A 15,434-nucleotide genomic window follows, 5' to 3' on the forward strand; every position below is an offset into this window, starting at 1 on the left:
CGGGCGCGAGGGTGAATTTTTGGTAAATGCGTGGATCAGGCGAGACGACGGAAGCGCGCGGCAAAGAAGCCGTCGAGGCCGGAGACGGCGGGATTGCCGAGGTCGAGGCCTGCCGGCGTGGTACGCAAATATCCTGCGGCAGTGACGAAATCGTCGATACCGGCGACCTCACCGACGCGAATCGGATCGAGTTCGACCTTGCCCTTGTGATCGGTGAGGAACCCGGCGACGAGCGCCTCGCCTTCCTCGGGATCGAGCGAGCAGTTGGAAAAGACGATCCGGCCACCCGGCTTCACCAGCTTCACCGCGCAGTCGAGAAGGCCGCGCTGCACGCCGGCGAGCTTGGTGATGTCATCAGGTGATTTCGTCCACAACACGTCGGGGTGGCGGCGCACGGTGCCGGTCGACGAGCACGGCGCGTCGAGCAGCGCGGCGTCGAACAATTCCTCCGGCTCGTAGGCGAGAATGTCGGCATTGACCTTGTCGGCGTCGAGGCCAAGGCGCTCGAGATTGCCGGCAAGGCGAGCGAGGCGGTTCTTCGAGGCTTCGACCGCAGTGACCTTGGCACCGGTGAGCACAAGCTGGGCGGTCTTGCCGCCGGGGGCGGCGCACAGGTCGGCGACACGCTGGCCGGCGACATCGCCAAACAGCTTTGCGGGGAGCGCTGCGGCGGCGTCCTGGACCCACCAGGCGCCTTCAGCGAAACCGGGCAATTCGGCGACCGGACCGGCGAGGCGCTCGATGCGCACCGAGCCGGTGGACAGGACTATGCCGCCCAACTGCTCGGCCCATTTTGCGACATCGGCCTTGATGGAGAAGTCGACAGGTGCTTCGATGCGATGCGCTGCGAGGATCTTTTGGGCTTGGTCCGCGCCATAGGCTGCGGTCAGCCGCTCGACGAACCAGTCCGGGGCGTCGTTCGTCGCGGCCAGCATCTCGGGAAGCTCGGCATCCTTGGCACGGGCAAGGGTGCGCAGCACGCCGTTGACCAGGCCGGAAAAACGCACGGTGCGCGGGTCCGCCTTGGCGTGGGTGACAGCGAGGTCGACGGCAGCGCTGTCGGGGATGTCGAGGAATAGGATCTGGGCCGCCGCGACATGCAGGATATGGGAGAGCACCGTGGCGTTGGCCGGGAGCGGCTTCTCCAAGCGCCGCGCGAGCAGCTTGGCGATGGTGACGCGATAGCGCAGCGCCGTGGCGAGGATGGCGCGGACGAGGCCGCGGTCGCGCAGGTCCAGCGCCCGGAACTGCGGATGGCCGTGCTCGTGATCGGTCAAGCCGTCGAGCGGCGTCCTGGCGTCAATGGTGGCTGCCAGCAGGCGCGCGGCGGCCATGCGCGCGGCGATGCCGGGGACATCGGGAACGATGGACGGGCGGTTGCCCCTGCCGTTGTTGGTGCGTGCGCGGTTTCGCTTTTGGTCGCGCTGGTCGGCGCTCACGACCTCGGGCCTTTCGGCCCGGTCGGATTGCGGCCCCATGGGCCGGACGGGCGCGGCTGCTCGGGTGCCGCCTCCTCGGAGGGGCGACCGCCCCACGGGCCCTGCTGGCTGGAAGGAGCGGTGCGCTGGGCGATCGGTTGCTGCGGTGCCGTGCGCGGGGCAGGACGACCGACACCCTCATTCGCCATCGCCTGCAGGGCAGCGATGCGGTTTTCGGTGTTGGGGTGGGTCGAAAAAAGATTGTCCATGCGCTCGCCGGAAAGAGGATTGATGATGAAGAGGGGAGCCATGGCGGGATTGCGCTCGGCTTCGGGGTTGTGGATGCGTTCGACGTTGCGGGCGATCTTGTCAAGGGCGGAAGCGAGCCAGAGCGGATTGCCGCAGATCTCGGCGCCACGACGATCGGCCGAATATTCGCGCGTCCGGCTGATCGCCATCTGCACCAGCATGGCGGCGAAAGGTGCGACGATCATCGCCACCAGCACGCCGATGAAGCCAAGCGGATTGTTGTTGTCGCGGTTGCCGCCGAAGAAGAAGGCGAAGTTGCCGAGCATAGAGATCGCGCCGGCAATCGTCGCGGTGATCGTCATGATCAGCGTGTCGCGGTTCTCAACGTGGGCGAGTTCGTGCGCCATCACGGCCGCGACCTCTTCGTGGCTGAGGCGCTGCAACAGGCCGGTGGTGGCGGCGACGGCGGCATTCTCAGGATTGCGGCCGGTGGCAAAGGCGTTGGGCTGCGGATTGTCGATCAGGTAGACCTTCGGCATCGGCAGGCCGGCATTGGCCGCAAGCCCGCGCACGATGGCGTAGTATTCCGGCGCGTTGCGCTCATCGACCTCGACGGCATGGTTCATGCGCAGAACCATCTTGTCGGAGTTCCAGTAGCTGAACAGGTTCATGCCCGCCGCGATCAGGAACGCGATGGTCATGCCGCCCGAACCGCCGATCAGGTAGCCGACGCCCATGAACAGCGCCGTCATGGTCGCCAGAAGCATCGCCGTCCGCATCATGTTCATCGTTCGCTCCGTCCTTTTCCGCGCGTGCCAGGGTCGATCCCGGCTGCGCGCTTCGCTATATGATGGGAGAGACGAGGGTGCGTTTCAATCATTTCCGAGGAATCCCATGAACGACGCCATGCCGCAAATCGAGCCGGAGCAGCCGGCGCCGAAGGAGCTTTCGCCGGCTGCCAAACGCGCCTTGGCTGAAGCCGAGGCACGCCGCGAAGCCTACAGGGCGCAGGAGGCGAAGCTGCCGCGCGAGATCGGCGGCCGCGGCGGCAAGGAGCCCGGGCGCTACGGCGACTGGGAAATCAAGGGGCTGACCAGCGACTTCTGACGGCACTTAGGCTCGTGTGTACCTTGCTGGCAGCGATGGAACGGAAGTCGTGAGCCGTTCGTTTTCCCAAGAATTGCGCAAGGAGCTGCTATGACCAAGATGATTTCGGGACTCGTGCTTGCTGTATTGCTTGGCGCCATGCCGGCGCACGCCCAGACCAAGGATCCGGCGGTGCCGCCGCAGAATTCGCTCAAGCTGTCCGAGATCATCGCCAAGATCGAGCAGCGCGATCAGTTCCACTACATCTCCGAGATCGATTGGGAGAGTGAAGGCTATTATGACGTGGTTTATTACACGTCTGATAAAGCCAAGGTTGAAATCAAGATCGATCCGGTCAGCGGCGAGCCGAGGATGTAGGCCGATTGGCATCAGCCTCCCTGACCTATGACTGTAGCCGACGGGTATTTTGGTGGTCCCTGGCAGATTTTGGGACACCTCCGACGCACCGAAACGGAACAGTTCGTAACCGGCCTTGGAAATCGCAATGCATCATGGTTAGCGAATGGTGAAGAAGCCGCGCAGCTGGCAGCGCTGTTTACGCTCCATTTACCTTAATGTCAGCTGAAACCTTGCGAATTCAATAACTTGTCGATGCGCCGGTCAGTTAGGACCGGTAGAAGGCCGACACGGCCAGTTTCCTGCAACGCCCTTCGCCAGAGGCAATCGAATGGCGGGGCGGGACATGTTGCAATTTCGGAAGGTGGGACGGACGGCACTTCGCCTGGCCGGGGATCGTCGGGGCAATTTTGCCGTCCTGGGCGGCGTGACGATTCCGTTGCTGGCCATGGCTGCCGGGTTCGGGCTCAACATCGTCCAGCTTTCCAATGTCAAATCCAGCCTGTCGCTGGCGGTCGATGCTGCCGTGACGTCGACGGCCCGCGACCTGACGACAGGGAGGATCAAGCCGGAAGATGCGGACTCCTCCGTCCGGACGCTCCTCGAGGTCAACGCCGCGAACCTGCTGGCGCCGGGCGAGAAGGTGGTGCTGCGCAGTGTGACCGTCGACAAGCTGGCGGGCACGGTCGAGGCGACCGCCGAGATCGACGTCGACATCTTCTTCCCGCTCTTCGGTACGGCCAACCGGCAGCGCGTTTCGGCAACGACCGCGTCGCTCTATTCCGACAAGCGCATCGAAGTTGCGATGATGCTCGATGTCACCGGCTCCATGGGCGGGCAGAAGATCAAGGACCTGAAGACGGCCGCCCAGAACGCCGTCAGCATCCTTCTAACCGGCCAGGACGCCGACAAGCCGCGCATACGCATTGCGCTGGTTCCCTATGCCGAGGCGGTCAACACCGGCGGGCTTTCGGATGCCGTCTTCGTCGAGAAGCCGGGCAAGTCGGACCTGCCGCCGCCGATCGATGCCGTTCAGGCCGTGTCCGCCAGCAGCGGTGGCGACGGTTGCGCCACCGAGCGCAAGGACAAGGACGGAGCCGCCGACTTCAGCGATGACGGACCCTATACCGAGCGCGAGAACAACAAGGGCGAGATCTACCTCGCCAGGGTCAATCGCGACGACCGGGTGGGGTCTTGCCCCTCGGCGAAGCTGATACCGCTAACCGCCGATATGGCGAAGCTGACGACCGCGATCGACGGTTTCAGGGCGAACGGGGTGACAGCAGGCGGTATCGCGGCGCAATGGGGCTATTACATGCTTTCGCCCAAATGGCGCACCGCCATCAAGGACGCGAACCTTGGCGCGGGCCCGTCGGATCCCGATGCGAAGAAGGTTGCGAAGGTCGCCATCCTGATGACCGATGGCCTGTTCAACACCGCCTTCGCAGGCGTGTCCGGGAAGGCCCAGGGCGGCCAGTCGGCCAAGTCCGGAAGCTACGCCGAAAGCATCTGCGCCAACATGAAGAAGGACGGCATCGAGGTTTTCACCATCGGCTTCGATCTCGACAACAAGGATACCTCGAAATCCGAAAGGAATGCAGCCAAGGCCGTGCTCAAGAACTGCGCGACGCCGGATACCGCAACCTTGAAGCGTTATTTCGAAGTCTCGACGGGCAAGGAACTCGACGATGCCTTCCAAACCATCGCCCGCAACATCGAACGGCTGTCGCTGACCAAATAGGCGCGATCTCCAGGAATCAAAAAGGCCGCGCTTCTTGCGAAGACGCGGCCTTTCCGTGTTTCGTCCGTGGCGCGGCCGTCAGCGGCAATGCCTGGGGCATCACCTGCCGCACGTCATGCATCGCTCAGGAAGGCTGCTTCCCGAGAAGGCAATCCGTAGAGGCCACGTTCAGGAAAACGAAATCACTCGACATCGGATCACCTCCTTTCAGTTCGTTGAACACGAATAGCAAGGTGGGGTCTTTTCGCAGTTTGCGCAAGTGCGACCATCGATCTAACCGCACTTGCAGGCCGGCTCCCCTCGCACCGGTGGCGCGAGGGGATGGGTCAGTTCAGGCGCGCTTGTTCTGGCGGTTGGCAACGAGATCGTCGACGACGGCCGGATCGGCCAGCGTCGAGGTATCGCCCAATGCGCCGAAATCGTCCTCGGCGATCTTGCGCAGGATGCGGCGCATGATCTTGCCGGAGCGCGTCTTGGGCAGGCCGGGCGCGAACTGGATCTTGTCGGGCGAGGCGATGGCGCCGATCTCCTTGCGGACGTGGGCGACGAGCTCCTTGCGCAGGTCCTCGGTGGCCTCGATGCCGGACATCAGCGTGACATAGCTGTAGATGCCCTGGCCCTTGATGTCGTGGGGGTAGCCGACCACGGCGGCTTCCGAGACCTTGTCGTGGCTGACCAGTGCCGACTCGACTTCCGCCGTGCCCATGCGGTGGCCGGAGACGTTGATGACGTCGTCGACGCGGCCGGTGATCCAGTAGTAGCCGTCTGCGTCGCGGCGGCAGCCGTCGCCGGTGAAGTACTTGCCCTTGTAGGTGGCGAAATAGGTCTGGATGAAGCGCTCGTGGTCGCCATAGACGGTGCGCATCTGGCCCGGCCAGGAATCGGCGATGCACAGATTGCCGTCGGCAGCGCCTTCGAGCAGCTTGCCTTCATTGTCCACCAGCTCGGGAACCACGCCGAAGAACGGCCGTGTCGCGGAGCCCGGCTTGAGGTCGGTAGCGCCGGGCAGCGGCGTGATCAGGATGCCGCCGGTCTCGGTCTGCCACCAGGTGTCGACGATCGGCACCTTCTTGTCGCCGACGACGTTGTAGTACCACTCCCAGGCTTCGGGGTTGATCGGCTCGCCGACCGAACCCAGCACGCGCAGCGACTTGCGCGAGGATGTCTTCACGTGGTCGTCGCCCGCACCCATCAGCGCGCGGATGGCGGTGGGCGCGGTGTAAAAGATGTTGACCTTGTGCTTGTCGACGACATCCCAGAAGCGCGAAGCGGAGGGATAGTTGGGCACGCCCTCGAACATCAGCGTGGTGGCGCCGTTGGCGAGCGGACCATAGACGATGTAGCTGTGGCCGGTGACCCAGCCGACATCGGCGGTGCACCAGTAGATGTCGCCGTCATGATAGTCGAAGACATACTGGTGGGTCATCGCGGCATAGACGAGATAGCCGCCGGTCGTGTGCAGCACGCCCTTGGGCTTGCCGGTCGAGCCGGAGGTGTAGAGGATGAACAGCGGATCCTCGGCCTTCATCTTCTCGGGCTTGCACTCGGCTTTCACCGAGCGGACTTCGTCGTGGTACCAGCGGTCGCGGCCCGGAGCCCAGCCGATCTTGCCGCCGGTGCGGCGCACGACCAGCACGTCCTTGACCATGACGTGGTTCTTGGCGGCAATGTCGATCGCCTTGTCGGTGTTTTCCTTGAGCGGGATCGCCTTGCCGCCGCGCAGACCTTCGTCGGCGGTGATGACGAAGGTCGATTCGCAGTCGACGATGCGGCCGGCCAGAGCGTCGGGCGAGAAGCCGCCGAAGACGATCGAATGGATGGCGCCGATGCGCGTGCAGGCGAGCATCGCATAGGCTGCCTCGGGGATCATCGGCATGTAGATGGTGACGCGGTCACCTTTCTTGACGCCGTGCTTCTTCATGACGTTGGCGAGGCGGCAAACGTGCTCGTAGAGCTCGTTGTAGGTGATCTTCTTGTCGTCGTAGGGGTTGTCGCCTTCCCAGATGATGGCGGTCTGGTTGCCGCGCTTCTTCAGATGGCGGTCGATGCAGTTGTAGGAGACGTTGGTCAGGCCGTCTTCGAACCACTTGATCGAGACCTTGCCGTCGAAGGAAGTGTTCTTGACCTTGGTGTAGGGCTTGAACCAGTCGATCCGCTTGCCGTGCTTGCCCCAGAACTTGTCGGGGTTCTTGACGCTCTCGCCATACCATTTCAGGTAGGTGTCGTTGTCGATGAGCGCATTCTTCTTCCACGCCGGCTGGATGCGGTGGACACGGACTTCGGACATTTCTTTCCCTTCCTCCCGGATGCGATCCGACGGCCCCTGATGGCCTGCGGACGGCGACCTCAGGGCCGCACGTTGGCGCGCATTATTATCAATTTGCAGTGCGTCACAATATTAGACATTGGATTTGCCTCGACACATTCCGCAGCGGCAAATCGCCGCCGCTATATAGCTATCAGCAATGGTCGCGGTCGAGTGTTAAACGGCTGATTTCTTGGAACTTATCACGGGCGGATCACGTTCATTTTAGTGGACGGTTAACGACCGCGGCGCAGACTCATGCCGTGGAGGAGTTGTTCGACACGGAAGGCTTGCGATGCGCGACACTTCTGAACTGGAACTGATGCTGAAGGGCTACGGCCTGACGACAGCTGAAATTCTCTACCATCTGCCTGACCATCCGCACGTGCTGCAGACCTATATCTGGCAGGACTACGACCTGGCTCCGAAGTTCCCGATACTGTTCGGTTTCATCGAGTTCTGGCGGGCCAAGCTCGACGGGCCCTTGCATTCGGTGCACTACACCCATCGCAAGCTGATCGCGCCCAACGAGTGGCGCAAGGTGGATGGCGAGTTCCTCATGCACTAGGCGGACTGCCGGTTAACCTTGCGCGGCCAATTGTGCGCAGGCGGGCGTGCGTCGCATGCTAGTATCCGCCCTCGGTGGAGCGACAGTCGGCGGGAGGCGGCATGTCTCAGGCAAGCGGCGCTTGGGTTCTGATCTTTTCCGACGGCACCGGGCAGCGTGGCGTCCGGGCCGACGAGATCGAGCAGGTCGGCGATCGCCAGTTCAAGAACACCAATGTCTTCCAGATGTACTCGGCCATCGACGGCAGGCCGGGCATCCGCGCCTTCTACGATGCCGGGCTCGGTGCACCGGAAGCAGGTGAGTGGAACTGGACGCGCACCCTGCGCAACCTCTGGAGCAAGGCCACCGGCTGGGGTATCACCGCAAACATCGTCGATTGCTATGAAGCGTTGATGATGGATTGGCAGCCCGGCATGAAGGTTGGGCTGTTCGGCTTTTCCCGCGGCGCCTACACGGTGCGCTGCCTTGGCGGCGCGCTGGCGACATGCGGGATCGCGACCACAGATCGCGGCGGGCCGATATCGCGGGACAAGGAGGGCGCCGGCGCAAAGCGGCGAAGGGCCATCGCCGACGAAGCCGTCAGCGCCTACAAGATCAGGGACAAATCCGAGCGGCAGAAGGCCGGTTCCGACTTTGGCGCCAGATACGGTGCAGCACCCGTCGTTCCCGATGTGATCGGCGTGTTCGACACGGTCCGCGCGCTCGGGCTGCCTGGCATCATGAACATGGTGAACCCCTACAAGCACGCGTTCCACGACAACGAACTGTCGGTACGCGTGCCGGTGGGCTTGCATGCGCTCTCCATCGACGAAAACCGCAAGGCGTTCGCTCTGGTACCTTGGGACGAGGTCGATGCCGACGCCAGGGCGTCGGGCCAGGTTGTCGAACAATGCTGGTTCCCGGGCGTGCATTCTGACATCGGTGGCGGCTATGACGACGACGACAACCTGGCCAAGCTCAGTCTCGGCTGGATGCTGGAGAGGCTGCGCAGCTTGTCCGGCCTCGATTTTCCCATCGCAGTCGAGCTCGAGGGAAAGGTGCTTGGCCTCGCGCATGACGAGCGTACGGGTCTGGGTGTCTTCTGGCTGCCGGGAGCGCGCTCCATTCAAGGCAAGGAGGTCGACGTCGACAGGCTGTGCGTCGATATCGAGCAGCGCTTCGACGGCTACAGTCCTCGCTACAGGCCGGGCTCGCTGAGCCGGCATCCGCGGGTGCGGCGCTACTTCTGACGCGTGGTTTCGTCGCTGCCGGTGGCCTGTGACAGACGCTGGCACAAATCAATCGCGGGCGATGTGGCCACTGGGCTGATTGCAAGCAGGTCCCGGGACGGGTATTCCGCCACAAGAACTTCCGCTGTGCCCTCGAGGCTTGCGGGTTAAAGGGAGAGTTACGATGAACATGAAGATCCTAGCTGGCGTCTCGCTCGCTGCATTGCTCGCATTTGGTTCTGCAGCACGCGCCGACATCACTATTGGCCTTGTCGCGCCGCTGACCGGACCGGTCGCGGCCTATGGCGCCCAGGTCAAGAACGGCGCCCAGGCGGCCGTCGATGCCATCAACGAGAAGGGCGGCATCCTCGGCGAGAAGGTCGTGCTGAAGCTTGCCGACGATGCGGGCGATCCCAAGCAGGGCGTTTCGGCGGCCAACCTGCTGGTCGGCGAAAGCGTGCAGTATGTGGTCGGTCCGGTGACTTCGGGCGTCGCGATCCCTGCTTCGGACGTGTTTGCCGAAAACGGCATCCTGATGGTGACCCCGACTGCGACCGCGCCTGATCTCACCACCCGTGGCCTGACCAACGTGCTGCGCACCTGCGGCCGCGACGACCAGCAGGCCGAAGTCGCCGCCGCCTATGTGCTCAAGAACATGAAGGACAAGCGCGTTGCCGTGATCGACGACAAGGGCACTTACGGCAAGGGCCTGGCGGATGCCTTCAGGGCGGCGATCAACGCCGGCGGCCTGAAGGAAGTGCAGCAGAACTCGCTGACCCCGGGTGAGAAGGACCTTTCGGCCCTCGTCACGCGCATCAAGGCGGACAATGTCGACGTGATCTACTTCGGCGGCTATCACCCCGAAGGCGGTCTTCTGGCCCGCCAGATGAAGGACGGCGGCGTCAATGCCGTCATCATCGGCGGCGAAGGCCTGTCGAACACCGAGTTCTGGGCCATCGGCAACGAGGCTGCCGCCGGCACGCTGTTTACCAACGCGTCCGACGCGCTGAAGAACCCGGCTTCGGCCGATGCCGTCAAGGTGCTCGAGGGCAAGGGCATTCCGCCGGAAGCCTTCACGCTGAACGCCTATGCCGCGGTCGAGGTGCTCAAGGCCGGCATCGAGAAGGCTGGCAAGGCCGACGACACGGCAGCAGTTGCCGCGGCGCTCAAGTCGGGCGAGCCGATCGCCACCGCCATCGGCAACCTGACCTACGGCGAGAGCGGCGACCTGACCTCGCCGAGCTTCTCGCTGTTCAAGTGGGAAGGCGGCAAGATCGTCGCAGCCGAATAGGCCACTGCGAAATTGCTTGAAGAGGGCCGGGGCGCAAGCTCCGGCCTTTTTCGTTTTTCAGGGTCGATTCCGAACTGCTTTCAGCGGGTCCCGAAGATCGCCGAGCCGACGCGGACACTGGTGGCGCCGAATGCAACTGCAAGTTCGTAGTCGCCGGACATGCCCATCGACAGCTTTTCGAGGCCGGCCTCGCGCGCCAGTTTTTCCAGCAGCGCGAAATGCGGGCCGGGATTCTCGTCGGCAGGCGGAATGCACATCAGCCCTTCGATGGCGAGGGCGTGGACCTCGCGGCAGCGCTTGACGAAGGCAACGGCCTCGCGCGGTTCGATGCCGGCCTTCTGCGGCTCGGAGCCGGTGTTGACCTGGACATAGAGTCTTGGCGCGCGGCCCTGGCGTTCGATTTCCTTGGCAAGCTCCGCTGCGATCTTCTCGCGGTCGACCGTCTCGATGACGTCGAAGAGGGCGACGGCTTCCTTGGCCTTGTTGGACTGGAGGGGGCCGATGAGATGTAGCTCGATGTCGGGGAACTCAGCCTTGAGCCCGGGCCACTTGCCCTGCGCTTCCTGGACGCGGTTTTCGCCGAAGACGCGCTGACCTGCTTCGATGACCGGGCGGATGTGCTCGGCGTCGAACGTCTTGGAGACGGCGACAAGCGTCGCCGAACCTTCAGCCCTGTTGGCCTCGCGCTCGGCCGACCCTATCTTATGCTTCACCAGCGCGAGCTGTTCGACCGAGCTTTCCATACCTTCGCCCTGCTGCTTTTTGCCCGCCCCCGGCCGGCCGGAGTTGACGGGTCCGGGAATCCATGGTGAACACCCGGCAACGATTTCCTGAACCGCGGGTTTTCGCCCCGGTCCACGCACGCTTTTAAGTGAAAAACATCCGATGGCAACCGAACGATACAATCCGCGCGCATCCGAACCCAAATGGCAGAAGGCCTGGGGCGAGGCAAAACTCTTCGAGACGAAGAACGACGATCCGCGGCCGAAATATTACGTGCTCGAGATGTTTCCCTATCCGTCGGGGCGCATCCACATGGGCCATGTCCGCAATTACACGATGGGCGACGTCGTCGCGCGCTATCGCCGGGCCATGGGCTGCAACGTGCTGCATCCTATGGGCTGGGACGCCTTCGGCATGCCGGCGGAAAACGCCGCGATGCAGAACAAGGTCCACCCCAAGGCCTGGACCTACCAGAACATCGACACGATGCGGACGCAGCTGAAGTCGATGGGCCTGTCGCTCGACTGGAGCCGCGAGTTCGCGACCTGCGACGTCGACTACTACCACCGCCAGCAGATGCTGTTCATCGACTTCGTCGAGAAGGGCCTGGTGACGCGCAAGTCGTCCAAGGTCAACTGGGACCCCGAGGACATGACCGTGCTCGCCAACGAGCAGGTGATCGACGGGCGCGGCTGGCGTTCGGGCGCGCTGGTCGAACAGCGCGAGCTGACGCAGTGGTTCTTCAAGATCACCGACTTCGCTCAGGACCTGTCGGATGCGCTGGAAGGCCTCGATGAGTGGCCCGAGAAGGTCAAGCTGATGCAGCGCAACTGGATCGGCCGCTCGGAAGGGCTTCTGATCCGCTGGCCGCTGGCGGCCGGCACCGCACCTGCGGGCGAGAGCGAACTCGAAGTCTACACGACGCGGCCCGACACCATCTTCGGCGCCTCGTTCATGGCGATCTCGGCCGATCATCCACTGGCCAAGAAGGCTGCCGAGAACAAGCCTGAGCTCGCCGCCTTCATGGAAGACGTGCGCCGCATGGGCACGTCGGTGGCTGCGCTCGAGACCGCCGAGAAGAAGGGCATGGACACCGGCATCCGCGTCGTCCATCCGTTCGACGAGAACTGGACGCTGCCGGTCTATGTCGCCAATTTCGTGCTGATGGAATACGGCACCGGCGCCATCTTCGGCTGCCCGTCGGGCGACCAGCGCGATCTCGACTTCGCCAACAAGTATGGCCTGCCCGTGGTGCCGGTGGTGATGCCCGAGGGCGCGGATGCCGCGACCTTCCAGGTCACCGAGGAGGCCTATACCGACGACGGCTTGATGATCAATTCGCGCTTCCTCGACGGCATGAAACCGACGGATGCGTTCAACGACGTCGCCAATCGTCTGGAGCAAATCTCGATCGGCAACCGCCCGATGGGCGAGCGCAAGGTGCAGTTCCGCCTGCGCGACTGGGGCATTTCGCGCCAGCGCTACTGGGGCTGCCCGATCCCGATGATCCACTGCGACGATTGCGGCGTGGTGGCTGTGCCGAAGGCCGACTTGCCGGTCAAGCTGCCCGACGACGTCGAGTTCGACCGTCCGGGCAACCCGCTCGACCGTCACCCGACCTGGCGCCACGTCGCTTGCCCGAAATGCGGCAAGGATGCGCGCCGCGAGACCGACACGATGGACACCTTCGTCGATTCGTCGTGGTATTTCGCGCGCTTCACCGCACCTTGGGAGAACGAGCCGACCGATCCGAAGGCCGCCAATGAATGGCTGCCGGTCGACCAGTATATCGGCGGCATCGAGCATGCGATCCTGCACCTGCTCTATTCGCGCTTCTTCACCCGCGCGATGCGCGAGGCAGGCCACCTGAACATTGCCGAGCCATTCAAGGGCCTGTTTACGCAAGGCATGGTCGTTCACGAGACCTACAAGGGGCCGAACGGCTGGGTGACGCCCGTCGAGATCAAGATCGAGGAAGCTGACGGCAAGCGCCGCGCTTCGCTGCTCTCCGACGGCACGCCGATCGAGATCGGCTCGATCGAGAAGATGTCGAAGTCGAAGAAGAACGTGGTCGACCCCGACGACATCATCGCCAGCTACGGTGCCGACACGGCGCGCTGGTTCATGCTGTCGGATTCGCCACCCGAGCGCGACGTGATCTGGACCGAGGCCGGCGTCGAGGGCGCGCACCGCTTCGTGCAGCGCGTCTGGCGCCTGATCTCCGAGTCAGCCGACGCGCTGGCGAATGCCGAAGCCAAGGCATCGGCGGAAGGCGATGCAGCCGTCGTGTCGAAGGCTGCGCACAAGGCGCTGAAGGCTGTAGGCGAAGACATCGGCAAGCTCGCCTTCAACAAGGCGGTGGCGCGTATCTACGAGCTGTCCAACACGCTGCAGGGGCCCATGGCCGACGCTGCTGCCGGCAAGGCATCAACGGAGATGGTTTCGGCCTTGCGCGAGGCGGTCGACATCCTGATCGTGATGATTGCGCCGATGATGCCGCACCTGGCCGAGGAGTGCTGGGTGGCGCTCGGGGGCCAGGGCATGGTCGCCGACCGGCCGTGGCCGAAATTCGATCCCGCCCTCATCGTCGACAACGAAATCACCTATCCGGTGCAGATCAACGGCAAGAAACGAGCCGATTTGACAATCGCCCGCGACGCAGATCAATTGACCGTCGAAAAAGCGGCGCTGGCACTGGAAGCAGTGCAGAAGGCGCTGGATGGAAAGTCGCCGCGCAAGGTGATCGTTGTGCCGCAGAGGATCGTCAATGTCGTTGCCTGATGCGCGAAATTCTGCCGGTTCGGTGCGCGTTGCTGCCCGTCTGGCCCTCCTGGCCGCGCTTGCACTGGCGTCTGCCTGCACGGTGCGTCCCCTCTATTCGGACGGCCCGGCGTCGGCAGGCGTCGAAGCTGGCACGGCGACGCAACTGGCCTCGATCAACATCAAGCCGGTCAACACCCGCTACGGCCAGGAAGTCCGCAACCACCTGATCTTCATGTTCAATGGCGGGGCGGGCCAGCAGGCCGCAGCGCCCTACACGATGGATCTGGCGGTCGCGGCTCTCACCGAGTCCTCGCTGCTGGCCGAAGTCACCAGCAAGGACGACGAGCCGACTGCGGGTGCGGTGACGCTGACCGGCACCTATGTCATCACCGACAAGACCGGCAAGCGCATCGCCGCGGGCAAGCGCAACGTCTCTGCATCGTTCGATCGGCCACGCCAGGAATTCGCGCGGATGCGCGCCGAGCGCGACGCCGAGAACCGTGCGGCGCGCGAGCTTGCCGAACTGCTCAGGCTGGCCATTGCCCAGGACATGTCGAAGGGCTGAGGCCCTTTTACGGAAGGTCGGTCGATGCGGCTGACATCCTTTTCGGCCGCAGGCTACCGCTCGCTGCGGTCGATCCGGCTCGACATCGGCCAGGTCAGTGTCTTCGTCGGCGAGAACGGGGTGGGCAAGTCCAACCTCTACCGCTCGCTGCAACTCATCCAGGCATCTGCCGAGGGAACGCTGGCCCGCGAGATTGCGGCCGAGGGCGGGATGGGCTCGGCGCTGTGGTCGGGCAAGCGGCGCGCCGGCCAGCCAGTTCGAGTCGTCATTGATGCCGAGTTCGTCGACGACGAAACGGCGGCGAAATACAGCTACAAGGTCGAGATCGGCCCGCCGCCGCCCGTATCGGCCGGCTTTGCCTTCGAACCGCACGTCAAGGAAGAGACGCTTACCGTCGAGGCCGGACGCCGTCCGGTCGAGATGATGACGCGCAAGGGACCGGCAGTGTTTGCCCGCGACGGCGACGGGCGCCGGGTCGAGCATCCCGAGCATATCCTCAATTCTGAAACCGCGCTTGCGCTTCTGGGTGGAGCGGGGCGCTATCCCGAGGTCGGCGACCTGCGCGCTGTGGTTGCCGGCTGGCGCTTCTATCATGGCTTTCGCACCGACGCGGATTCGCTGGTGCGCCGCCCGGCGCTGGCGACGACGGCGCCGATGCTCGACGAGGACGGCGCCAATCTCGCCGCCGTCTTTGCGACGCTGCGGCACATCAGGGAAGATACCGTCGATCTCGACCGCTGCATCGCCGAGGCGCTTGGCGGGGCGCTGCTCGACGTTCCGGTGCCGGGCGAAACGGCGACCTTCGGGCTTGTGCTGCCGGAGTTTCCGCAGCGGGTGTTCCGTCCGCAGGAACTGTCCGATGGGCAGATCCGGTTCCTGGCGCTGGCAGGTGCGCTGATGTCCTACCGCCTGCCACGACTGATCGCGCTCAACGAGCCGGAAGCGAGCCTGCATGTGCGCATGCTGCCGTCGTTGGCCGACATGATCGCCCGCGCCGCCGAGCGGACGCAGGTCTGGGTGGTGACGCATTCGCGCGAACTGGCCGATCTCGTGCATGAGCGCACCGGTTCGCGGGCGCTGACGGTCGTGCGCCTGGAGGGTGCCACCATGATCGAAGGCATGCGGACGACCGGCTTGATGCCGGACGACGACTGAAGCTT

Annotated in this window: 13 protein-coding genes; 9 read left to right on the forward strand and 4 right to left on the reverse strand. The window is 64.0% G+C overall.

Translation table 11 applies throughout. From position 1 onward, the window contains the following. Positions 1–35: 35 nt before the first annotated feature. Positions 36–1,478 (reverse strand): RsmB/NOP family class I SAM-dependent RNA methyltransferase, encoded by a 1,443-nt coding sequence (locus O1Y97_RS05600; RefSeq protein WP_318763395.1) that lies wholly within the window; start codon positions 1,476–1,478, stop codon positions 36–38. Further along, the gene (gene htpX / locus O1Y97_RS05605; protein ID WP_318763396.1) at positions 1,436–2,455 is read right to left on the reverse strand and encodes a zinc metalloprotease HtpX; all 1,020 of its coding nucleotides are present in this window, start codon (positions 2,453–2,455) and stop codon (positions 1,436–1,438) included. The genes O1Y97_RS05600 and htpX overlap by 43 nt, the downstream gene beginning before the upstream one ends. Positions 2,456–2,561: 106 nt before the next feature. Here htpX and O1Y97_RS05610 point away from each other — a divergent pair, with 106 nt between their 5' ends. From O1Y97_RS05610 to O1Y97_RS05620, 3 genes are all read left to right on the forward strand, one after another. Continuing rightward, positions 2,562–2,774 carry a DUF1674 domain-containing protein gene (locus O1Y97_RS05610; protein ID WP_108606372.1) on the forward strand — a complete coding sequence of 71 codons (213 nt, stop codon included), beginning with the start codon at positions 2,562–2,564 and terminating at the stop codon, positions 2,772–2,774. Between the two features lie 90 nt (positions 2,775–2,864). After that, positions 2,865–3,131 carry a PepSY domain-containing protein gene (locus O1Y97_RS05615; RefSeq protein WP_318763397.1) on the forward strand — a complete coding sequence of 89 codons (267 nt, stop codon included), beginning with the start codon at positions 2,865–2,867 and terminating at the stop codon, positions 3,129–3,131. A 325-nt stretch (positions 3,132–3,456) separates the two neighbouring features. Then, entirely contained in the window at positions 3,457–4,851 is a 1,395-nt protein-coding gene (locus O1Y97_RS05620; protein ID WP_318763398.1) for a pilus assembly protein, read from the forward strand. A 331-nt stretch (positions 4,852–5,182) separates the two neighbouring features. On the opposite strand, the gene acs is transcribed toward O1Y97_RS05620, so the two are convergent. Next, on the reverse strand, positions 5,183–7,138 hold the full coding sequence (gene acs, locus O1Y97_RS05625; protein WP_318763399.1) for an acetate--CoA ligase: 1,956 nt from the start codon (positions 7,136–7,138) through the stop codon (positions 5,183–5,185). A gap of 313 nt (positions 7,139–7,451) precedes the next feature. On the opposite strand from acs, the gene O1Y97_RS05630 reads away from it, so the two are divergent. The 3 genes from O1Y97_RS05630 (at position 7,452) to O1Y97_RS05640 (ending at position 10,223) form a co-directional block, all read left to right on the forward strand. Continuing rightward, positions 7,452–7,724, forward strand: a complete 273-nt coding sequence (locus O1Y97_RS05630) for an usg protein (RefSeq protein ID WP_055974952.1) — start codon at positions 7,452–7,454, stop codon at positions 7,722–7,724. Positions 7,725–7,825: 101 nt separating this feature from the next. Then, positions 7,826–8,953 carry a phospholipase effector Tle1 domain-containing protein gene (locus O1Y97_RS05635; protein WP_318763400.1) on the forward strand — a complete coding sequence of 376 codons (1,128 nt, stop codon included), beginning with the start codon at positions 7,826–7,828 and terminating at the stop codon, positions 8,951–8,953. A gap of 169 nt (positions 8,954–9,122) precedes the next feature. Continuing rightward, positions 9,123–10,223, forward strand: a complete 1,101-nt coding sequence (locus O1Y97_RS05640; RefSeq protein ID WP_404801269.1) for a branched-chain amino acid ABC transporter substrate-binding protein — start codon at positions 9,123–9,125, stop codon at positions 10,221–10,223. 80 nt (positions 10,224–10,303) lie between these two features. On the opposite strand, the gene O1Y97_RS05645 is transcribed toward O1Y97_RS05640, so the two are convergent. Next, positions 10,304–10,966, reverse strand: a complete 663-nt coding sequence (locus O1Y97_RS05645) for a YggS family pyridoxal phosphate-dependent enzyme (protein WP_318763402.1) — start codon at positions 10,964–10,966, stop codon at positions 10,304–10,306. Positions 10,967–11,108: 142 nt separating this feature from the next. Between O1Y97_RS05645 and leuS the strand changes: the two genes are divergently transcribed. From leuS to O1Y97_RS05660, 3 genes are read left to right on the forward strand one after another with little or no spacing between them, the layout of a single operon-like run. Further along, on the forward strand, positions 11,109–13,727 hold the full coding sequence (gene leuS / locus O1Y97_RS05650) for a leucine--tRNA ligase (protein WP_318763403.1): 2,619 nt from the start codon (positions 11,109–11,111) through the stop codon (positions 13,725–13,727). After that, complete coding sequence (lptE, locus tag O1Y97_RS05655) at positions 13,714–14,274, forward strand: LPS assembly lipoprotein LptE (protein ID WP_108606382.1); 561 nt, start codon at positions 13,714–13,716, stop codon at positions 14,272–14,274. Before leuS ends, lptE begins: the two co-directional genes overlap by 14 nt. A gap of 24 nt (positions 14,275–14,298) precedes the next feature. After that, entirely contained in the window at positions 14,299–15,429 is a 1,131-nt protein-coding gene (locus tag O1Y97_RS05660) for an AAA family ATPase (protein ID WP_318763404.1), read from the forward strand. Positions 15,430–15,434: the final 5 nt, after the last annotated feature.

Source organism: Aminobacter niigataensis (assembly GCF_946995915.1).
In the GTDB taxonomy this organism is placed as follows: domain Bacteria; phylum Pseudomonadota; class Alphaproteobacteria; order Rhizobiales; family Rhizobiaceae; genus Aminobacter; species Aminobacter niigataensis.